Origin of the sequence: Microbacterium resistens NBRC 103078 (genome assembly GCF_001552355.1) — a bacterium.
Taxonomy (GTDB): Bacteria; Actinomycetota; Actinomycetes; order Actinomycetales; family Microbacteriaceae; genus Microbacterium; species Microbacterium resistens.
In genome coordinates, this window is record NZ_BCRA01000114.1 from 1 (window position 1) to 8,054 (window position 8,054).

Below are 8,054 nucleotides of genomic sequence, written 5' to 3' on the forward strand. Positions count from 1 at the left end.
CGCTCGTACCCGTGCTGCTCCCGGCGTGGCAGGAGAGGGTCGGGCCGGCGGGCGATCCCGAGGATCCCTCCGTCGACCGAGGGCACCGGACGGAACCGCCCGCGCGGCACGCGTCCGTGGAGGGCGAAGGTGAACCACGGTGCCGCCTGCGCCGTGAGCATCGTCGCCCCTCCCACGCCCGCGCGCTTGCGGGCGACCTCCCACTGGGTGAGGAGGACGGCGTGCCGCCACTGCCCGGAGGTGAGGATGCGACGCAGCAGCGGCGTGGTCAGGTGGAACGGGATGTTGCCCACGAGCACCGGCGCGTCCAGGCGCGCCCGCAGGGCGTCGCCGTGATGCACCGCCAGGGGCGCGCCGGCGAACCGCTCCCGGAGTCGACGGACGCGGTGCTCGTCGATCTCCACGGCGGTGACGGGGCGTCCCAGACGCAGCAGGTGGGCGGTGAGCGCGCCGTCTCCCGGACCGATCTCGAGGATCGGGCCACGGGTCGCGGCGACCAGGTCGGCGATCGACCGGGCCGTGGGCGGGTGCGCGAGGAAGTTCTGCCCGAGCTCGTGGCGTCCGCCGTGACGGGAGCGCGGCTCGTCGGACGACGGCACCTCGGGCGGCGCCGGAGGTCGGACGCGGGTCGATCCGCTGCGATGACGGGAAGGGGTCGGGCGAGGGGGACGAGAGGACGGGGGATGACGACGCATGGCGCTCTCCAGGGTTGAGGGGAGCACCCGGAAGGGTCACCGGGACGACGGCGTGCGGCGTCTCAGAGAGGACGCGCGGAGGCACGCGGACCGGTGAGACCGTGCGGGTGCAGGTCGACCGGCGTCGGCGCGAGAGGCTGGGCTAGCGAAGCGTCAACGCGCCGTCAGGCGCGGCGGTCGCGGTAGCCGTAGAAGCGCACACCGACGTGAGCGCTGCACAGAGTTCCCATGGCGTCGAGTGTACGCGATGCCTGCGCCGGGCCGCGACCGCGCGGGCACAGGCGGCGCGGACGACGTCTGGTCCCGGCGCCCGTCGTCGTGCGCCGCGTCCGCGGGCATCGACCGCCGACGGCCGTCGTGGGGTCGTCAGAGCGCGCGGATGCGCAGCAGGTCGCGGATCCGGGGCCACGCGAGCAGCCCGAGCGCCCGGTCCGCGGCCTCGCTCCCTCCCCGCTGCATCCGGGTCCCGCCGGCGGGCGGTCGCTCTCCGGGGAGGACGAGCCGATGCCCGGCATCCGGGTGGGCGATCACGGCGGTGTCGAGCCCCGCGGCACGACGGCGGCGGACGATGCGCTGGGCGAAGGCATCGCTCGGCCACACCCGGTCGTCCCCTCCGTGGACGAGGAGCACCTCGCCGTCGATCCTCTCCACCGGGATCTCCGGGCTCTCCGCACCGGCGGCGGCCCGTTCGTGGGCGGCGAGGCTCCGCTCGTACAGCGAGCGGAAGGCGGGAGGGTCGGTCTCCGGGGTCCAGTCGCCGTCGAACGGCACGGCTGCGAGGGCTCGCCCGCCGAGGGTCCAGTGCGAGGACCAGCCGCCGTCGAGGAGACCGGGCCAGATGACGGAGCTGGGCGCGATGGCGATCACGGCGTCCACGGGCTCGGCGGACGCGGTCAGGAGCACCGCCTCGGAGCCGAACGACGTCCCCATCAGGACGACGCGGTCGTGATGGTGGCGCAGGGACTCGGCCTCTGCCGCGAAGATCTCCAACGGCACCTCGTGCGGGGCGGGGCGCTGCGCCGCGCCGCCGAACCAGCGGATGGTCCTGGCGTGCACCCCCTGGCTCGCGAGGAGCTCGGCCCGCGCGGTCTCCATCCGACCGCTGGAGCCGGCGACGATCAGGACCGCCGTGCCGTTGGGCCTCGCCGGGCGCGCGTCGACGCGATCCTCGTCCTGCACGTACCGGTCGGTCATGGCACGGCCGTGTCGACCGTCTCGCGCGGCGGGTTGTGCATGAACTCGATCCGGATCCCGTTGTCGTCCTCCAGGAAGGACGCGTAGTACCGGTCCGAGAAGCGCGGATAGAGCTTCGGTTCGCGGACGACGTTCCACCCCGCCGCCACGGCGATCGCGTGCAGACGGTCCACCTCCTCGCGGGAGTCGACGGCGAAGGCGAGATGCTGCCAGCCGACGCGGCCGTGGCGGTGCGGGCCGCTTCCGGGCTCGCGGGCGGCGAAGACGATGAACTCCGTCTCGCCTTCTTTCCACCAGGCGGACGACCCTTCGATGTCGCTGCGCTCGAACCCCAGTGCGGTCATGACGGGATCGAACTGCGCGATCCCTCGGGCGAGATCCTCGACGCTGACGCCGAGGTGATCGAAGACGGGCATGGGGGCCAGTCTGGCGGATCCGTGCCCGATCTGCACACTGCGTCCCGATCGCCACAGCGATCCGCGGAAGCCGTGTGCGGAGCGGGACCAGGGGTGCCGATCGCGGCCGGCGACTCAGTGCGGGGCGTGGTACTCGGCCTCGCCGCGCTTCCAGTACCCCTTCACGACGGCGCGCGACGTGTCGACGCCCCAGCGCTCCAGCAGCGCACGGCCGGGCTTGACGACGGCCTGCTCGGCGGCGATGAAGCAGAACGGGTCCGCCGCGACCGCGTCGTCCTCGGTCAGCGCGTCGAGGTACCGGATCAGGGCGGTTCCCGCGGGGGCATCGCCACGGTGCAGCCACTCGACCGCCACGGGGGCGTCGACGGCCAGTTGTGTCTCGGCGGATCGGGTCTCGATCACGATGCGGGCCGGGGCGGAGGCCGGGATGAGCGCCGCGAAGCGCCGGATCGCCGGGATCGCCGTCTCGTCCCCGGCGAGGAACCACCCCGCGGGCGAGCCGGTCACGACCGCCGAACCCCGTGGTCCGCCCACGCCGATCCGCGCGCCGAGGGGCGCGGTCGCCGCCCAGGGGGCGGCCACGCCTTCGTCGCCGTGCACGGCGAACTCGACGTCCAGCCAGTCCTCGCCCCAGGCGAGCGGCGTGTACTCCCGGCTCGGCGACGCCCGCAGCTCCTCCACGGTGTCGGGGATCGTGTCCGGGAAGAAGAGTCGCATGTGGTCGTCGGCGCCGGGGGAGTCGAAGCCGGCCAGGTCCGCGCCCTGGAGGCGCACCCGCACGTACGCCGGGGTCACCCACTCGCGCTCGGCCAGCGCGACGGTGCGGAAGCGGAGGTCGAGCGGGCGCCGCTCGATCGTGAACGAGGGGGTCGGGTTCGACGAAGTCATATCCGTAGGTTAGCCTGAATCCGTCAGATTAGGGTTGGCTTACCTACATACCGGTGCCACCTGCCGACGACCCTCGCACAGCAGCAGAACAGGAGTCCTTCCATGTCCGTGCCCAGAACGCTCACCGCCGCCGGTGTCGGCCTCGTCTCCCTCCTCGCGATCGCCGGATGCTCGGCCGCACCCGCCGCGGAGCCGACGACCGTCCCGAGCAGCGCGTCGAGCACCGTCACCGTCGAGGACAACAACGGCGAGCACACCATCGCCACACCGCCCTCGTCGGTCGTCGCCACGGACAACCGCACGTTCCAGACGCTCAACGACTGGGGCATCGAGCTCTCCGCCGCCGCCGTCTCGTTGATGTCGGACGGCAACCCGTACACCAAGGACGACAAGATCATCGACCTGGGAACGCACAACGAGCCCGACCTGGAGGCGGTCGTGGCCGTCGAGCCCGACCTGATCATCAACGGTCAGCGCTTCAGCCAGTACCACGACGACTTCGCCCAGCTCGTGCCGGACGCGACCGTGCTCGAGCTCGACCCGCGCGAGGGCGAGCCCTTCGACGAGGAGCTCAAGCGCCAGGTCACCGTGCTCGGCGAGGTCTTCGGCAAGCAGAAGGAGGCCGACGCGCTCGTCAAGGACTTCGACAAGGCCGTCGAGCGGGCCAAGAAGGCGTACGACTCGTCCCAGAGCGTCATGGGAGTCATCACCTCCGGGGGCGAGATCGGCTACGTCGCCCCGACCGTCGGTCGCACGCTCGGCCCCGTGTTCGACTTCCTCGACCTGACCCCGGCCCTCGAGGTCGCCGACTCGTCGACCGACCACCAGGGCGACGACATCTCGGTCGAGGCGATCGCCGAGTCGAACCCGAGCTGGATCCTGGTGATGGACCGCGACGCCGTGTTCGCCGCCGACCAGCCGGACTACAAGCAGGCCGCGCAGATCCTGGAGAGCTCGGAGGCGCTGAAGAACGTCACCGCCGTCAAGGAAGGGCACATCATCTACATGCCCGCCGACACCTACCTGAACGAGGGCATCCAGACCTACACGACCTTCCTCAACGACTTCGCGGACGCGCTCGAGAAGGCCGCGAAGAAGTAAGACGAAAGAACGCCTGAGGCGGCGGCGTCCGGACCGCTCCGGACGCCGCCGCCGACTCGCCCCCATGACCTCCGCCACCGCTTCCCCCACGCGCTCCCGCGGCCGGCTCTTCGACGTCCGGCTGCTCATCGGCGTCCTCGTCGTCGCCGTCCTGCTCGCCGCCTCCCTCGCCGTCGGCGTCTACGACATCGCCGGCTCCTCGGACGGCGCCGAGATGTTCCAGATCACCCGCATCCCGCGCACGATCGCGCTCGTCCTCGCCGGCGCCTCGATGGCGATGGCCGGGCTCGTGATGCAGATGCTCACCCAGAACCGCTTCGTCGAGCCCACGACGACCGGCACGACCGAGTGGGCGGGCCTCGGCCTCCTCGCCGTGATGATCCTCGTGCCTAACGCCCCGCTCCCGCTCCGGATGGCGGGCGCGATCCTCGCGGCCTTCGTCGGGACCATGGTCTTCTTCCTGTTCCTGCGTCGGGTGACGCTCCGCTCCTCCCTCATCGTCCCGATCGTCGGGATCATGCTGGGCGCCGTCATCGGCTCCGTCTCCACCTACGTCGCGCTCTCGACCGACACGCTGCAGAGCCTCGGGGTCTGGTTCGCCGGCAGCTTCACCTCCGTCCTGCGCGGACAGTACGAGATGCTGTGGATCGTCGCGATCGTGGGCGTCATCGTGTTCGTCGTCGCCGACCGGCTCACCGTGGCGGGGCTCGGCGAGGAGATCGCCACGAACGTCGGCGTGAACTACGACCGGATGATCCTGCTCGGCACCGTCCTGATCGCCGTGGTCACCGGCGTGGTGACCGTCGTGGTCGGGAACCTCCCGTTCCTGGGCCTCATCGTGCCGAACCTCGTGTCGATGATCCGCGGCGACGACCTGCGCAGCAATCTGCCGTGGGTCTGCCTGCTCGGGATCGGCGTGGTGACCCTGTGCGACCTGATCGGACGGACGATCATCATGCCCTTCGAGGTCCCGGTGTCCCTCGTGCTCGGGATCGTCGGCGCCGTCGTGTTCGTCCTGCTCCTGCTGAGGCAGCGTCGCCGTGGCTGAGGCGATGCGGACCCGCGCGCTCCCGGCGCCCGCGCGGTCGTCCGGTGCGCTGCCGGCCCGGCACACCCGGCGGCGCTTCGTGATCGTGGTGTCGGTCCTCGCGGTGCTCGCGCTCGGCTTCGCCTTCGGGATGCTGGCGTGGGGGAACCCGATGCCCGTCGGCTCGGAGGGGTTCTGGCGGATCGCGAACCGGCGATGGAACAACGTGATCGTCATCGCGATCGTCGCCGTCTGCCAGGCGGTCGCGACCGTCGCGTTCCAGACCGTCACCACCAACCGCATCATCACCCCGTCGATCATGGGGTTCGAGTCCCTCTACCGCGCCGTGCAGACGACCTCGGTCTACCTGTTCGGGATCGCGGGGCTCGTCGCGATCCAGGGGCTGTGGCAGTTCACCCTCCAGATCGCGATCATGGTCGGGCTGGCGATGCTGCTCTACGGGTGGCTCCTCACGGGCCGCTACGCGAACCTCCAGATCATGCTGCTCGTCGGGATCGTCATCGGCGGCGGTCTCGGGGCTGTCGCCACGTTCATGCAGCGCCTGCTCACGCCCAGCGAGTTCGACGTGCTGGCGGCGCGGCTCTTCGGGAACGTCTCCAACGCGGATCCCGCGTACCTGCCCCTCGCCATCCCGCTGTGCGCGGGGGCGGCGGCGCTGCTGTGGGCACGCGCTCGCCGGCTGAACGTCATGGCGCTGGGGGCGGACACCGCGACGTCCCTGGGGCTGAACCACCGGCGGGAGCTCATGGTGGTGCTGTTCCTCGTCGCGGTGCTGATGGCGACCTCGACGGCGCTGGTCGGTCCGATGACCTTCCTCGGGTTCCTCGTCGCCACGCTCGCCTATCAGCTCGCCGACACCTATGACCACCGCCTGGTCTTCCCGATCGCGGTGCTGACCGCGTTCACGATCCTCACCGGGGCCTACTTCGTGATGCGCAACATCTTCTCCGCGCAGGGCGTGGTGTCGATCATCATCGAGTTCGTCGGCGGTCTCGTCTTCCTCATCGTCATCCTCAGAAAGGGGCGTCTGTGATCACGCTCGAGGGCGTTCGCCGCCAGTACAGCACCGAGGTCGGGATCGGACCTGTCGACCTGCGGATCCCGCGGGGCGGGGTCACGGCGCTCATCGGTCCCAACGGCGCGGGCAAGTCGACGCTGCTGACCATGGCCGGCCGACTGATGGGGATGGACGAGGGGGCGATCGAGATCGCCGGGATGGACGTGGCGCGCACGCCGTCCAACGACCTGGCGAAGATCGTCTCGATCCTCCGGCAGGAGAACCACTTCGTCACCCGGCTGACCGTGCGCCAGCTCGTGGGCTTCGGCCGGTTCCCGTACTCGAAGGGGCGGCTGACGCGCGTCGACGAGGAGATCATCAGCCGCGCGATCGACTTCCTGGAGCTCGGCCCGCTCGAGTCGCGCTATCTGGACGAGCTCTCCGGGGGCCAGCGTCAGCGCGCGTACGTGGCGATGGTGTTCGCCCAGGAGACCGAGGCGGTGCTGCTCGACGAGCCGCTGAACAATCTGGACCTCCGCCACGCCGTGCAGATGATGAAGCACCTGCGCCGGGCGGCGGAGGAGCTCGACCGCACGATCGTGGTGGTGCTGCACGACATCAACTTCGCGGGGCACTACGCCGATCACATCTGCGCGATGAAGGACGGGCGCGTGGTGGAGTTCGGCCCGCCCGCGCAGATCATGACCGACGAGGTGCTGACGCGGGTCTTCGACACTCCCGTCCGGGTCGTCGACGGCCCGCACGGCCCCCTCGCGGTCTACTACTGACCCGGCGACTACTGGCCCGGGACGTCCGCATCGACGCGCGGTGGTCGAGTGGTCAGTTTCTGTGGGTTCCCGGCCCGCGAACCCGCAGAAACCGACCACTCGGCGGGGAGGGTGGGGACGGGGGAGGGGCGGCTAGAGCTGGATGCCGTTGTCCTCGTCGTTCACACCGGTGTTGCGCCCGCGGCGGGTCTCGAATCCGAGGAACCAGATCGTCCAGATGAAGGCGGCGAGGACGAGCGCGAGGACGACGTTCTGCAGGATGAGTCCCACGACGATCCCCAGCACGAGGAAGCCGAGCGTCACGAGGATCCGGAGGCCGGTGCGCCGCGGAGTCTGCATCCCGCCAGTCTAGGCGTCGCCCGTCACGGCCTCGTCCGGCGCCGAAACCCCTTCTGCCCGCCGCCCCCTCGGCCAGCCCGAACCCTCGTCCGGCGCCGAAACCCCTTCTGCCCGCCCAGACCCCCGCTGAGACGCGTATCTACGAGGGGGTGTCGGCGAGGAGAGGGGGTTCCGGGTGAAGCGCCGGTCAGCGATCGCGGTGGTCCTCGGGGGCCAGACGCGGACCCCGCCGGGGCTCGACGACGCCGCTGGCGAGGATCATCCGGATCGCGCGCTGGCGCTGACCCGCCCACGGGGCGAGGAGGGCGATCATCCCCTCGTCGTCCGTCCTGCTGCCGGTGAGGGCGTAGCCGATCTCGTGCGCGAGGTGGTAGTCGCCGACGCTGACGGCGTCCGGATCGCCGAGCGCGCGGATCCGCGTCTCGGCCGAGGTCCAGGCGCCGATCCCGGGAAGGCTCGTGAGGACCGCGTCCCGCGCGTCCCCGCCCGCCGCCTGCAGCACGGCGGAGGCGATGCGCTCGCCGCGTTCCGCCGCACGCACGATGGTCCGCGACTGCGGCGGCTGGACGCCCGCGCGGTGCCAGGCCC

The 8,054-nt window shown here is 71.2% G+C and carries 9 protein-coding genes and 1 pseudogene; 4 read left to right on the top strand and 6 right to left on the bottom strand.

All coding sequences use genetic code 11. The annotated features are described in order from the left end of the window. The 4 genes from MR1_RS16045 to MR1_RS16060 form a co-directional block, all read right to left on the bottom strand. Positions 1-599 (bottom strand): ribosomal RNA small subunit methyltransferase A (locus tag MR1_RS16045; protein WP_067249224.1); only part of this gene is annotated, 599 nt, incomplete at its 3' end. A gap of 462 nt (positions 600-1,061) precedes the next feature. Beyond that, a complete protein-coding gene (locus MR1_RS16050; protein ID WP_067249228.1) occupies positions 1,062-1,889 on the bottom strand; it encodes an acyl-CoA thioester hydrolase/BAAT C-terminal domain-containing protein in 828 nt (275 codons plus the stop codon). Then, positions 1,886-2,305 (bottom strand): VOC family protein, encoded by a 420-nt coding sequence (locus MR1_RS16055; protein ID WP_067249231.1) that lies wholly within the window; start codon positions 2,303-2,305, stop codon positions 1,886-1,888. The genes MR1_RS16050 and MR1_RS16055 overlap by 4 nt, the downstream gene beginning before the upstream one ends. A 114-nt stretch (positions 2,306-2,419) precedes the next feature. Further along, positions 2,420-3,193, bottom strand: coding sequence for a siderophore-interacting protein (locus MR1_RS16060; RefSeq protein WP_067249234.1), 774 nt, complete (start codon positions 3,191-3,193; stop codon positions 2,420-2,422). 102 nt (positions 3,194-3,295) lie between these two features. On the opposite strand from MR1_RS16060, the gene MR1_RS16065 reads away from it, so the two are divergent. The 4 genes from MR1_RS16065 (at position 3,296) to MR1_RS16080 (ending at position 7,127) form a co-directional block, all read left to right on the top strand. Continuing rightward, entirely contained in the window at positions 3,296-4,294 is a 999-nt protein-coding gene (locus tag MR1_RS16065; RefSeq protein WP_067249236.1) for a siderophore ABC transporter substrate-binding protein, read from the top strand. A gap of 64 nt (positions 4,295-4,358) precedes the next feature. Next, entirely contained in the window at positions 4,359-5,342 is a 984-nt protein-coding gene (locus tag MR1_RS16070; RefSeq protein WP_067249239.1) for an ABC transporter permease, read from the top strand. 4 nt (positions 5,343-5,346) lie between these two features. After that, positions 5,347-6,375, top strand: coding sequence for an iron chelate uptake ABC transporter family permease subunit (locus tag MR1_RS16075; protein ID WP_067249242.1), 1,029 nt, complete (start codon positions 5,347-5,349; stop codon positions 6,373-6,375). Beyond that, on the top strand, positions 6,372-7,127 hold the full coding sequence (locus MR1_RS16080) for an iron ABC transporter ATP-binding protein (protein WP_067249245.1): 756 nt from the start codon (positions 6,372-6,374) through the stop codon (positions 7,125-7,127). The genes MR1_RS16075 and MR1_RS16080 overlap by 4 nt, the downstream gene beginning before the upstream one ends. Positions 7,128-7,259: 132 nt before the next feature. On the opposite strand, the gene MR1_RS16085 is transcribed toward MR1_RS16080, so the two are convergent. Then, the gene (locus tag MR1_RS16085) at positions 7,260-7,466 is read right to left on the bottom strand and encodes a hypothetical protein (protein WP_067249248.1); all 207 of its coding nucleotides are present in this window, start codon (positions 7,464-7,466) and stop codon (positions 7,260-7,262) included. A gap of 187 nt (positions 7,467-7,653) precedes the next feature. Continuing rightward, positions 7,654-8,054: pseudogene (locus tag MR1_RS20590) on the bottom strand (DNA-3-methyladenine glycosylase 2 family protein); the annotation flags it as partial.

Bases quoted from the DNA above. Each gene is read 5' to 3' on its own strand.
- MR1_RS16050 (WP_067249228.1), bottom strand. From the start codon at position 1,889: ATGACCGACCGGTACGTGCAGGACGAGGATCGCGTCGACGCGCGCCCG.
- MR1_RS16055 (WP_067249231.1), bottom strand. From the start codon at position 2,305: ATGCCCGTCTTCGATCACCTCGGCGTCAGCGTCGAGGATCTCGCCCGA.
- MR1_RS16060 (WP_067249234.1), bottom strand. From the start codon at position 3,193: ATGACTTCGTCGAACCCGACCCCCTCGTTCACGATCGAGCGGCGCCCG.
- MR1_RS16065 (WP_067249236.1), top strand. From the start codon at position 3,296: ATGTCCGTGCCCAGAACGCTCACCGCCGCCGGTGTCGGCCTCGTCTCC.
- MR1_RS16070 (WP_067249239.1), top strand. From the start codon at position 4,359: ATGACCTCCGCCACCGCTTCCCCCACGCGCTCCCGCGGCCGGCTCTTC.
- MR1_RS16075 (WP_067249242.1), top strand. From the start codon at position 5,347: ATGCGGACCCGCGCGCTCCCGGCGCCCGCGCGGTCGTCCGGTGCGCTG.
- MR1_RS16085 (WP_067249248.1), bottom strand. From the start codon at position 7,466: ATGCAGACTCCGCGGCGCACCGGCCTCCGGATCCTCGTGACGCTCGGC.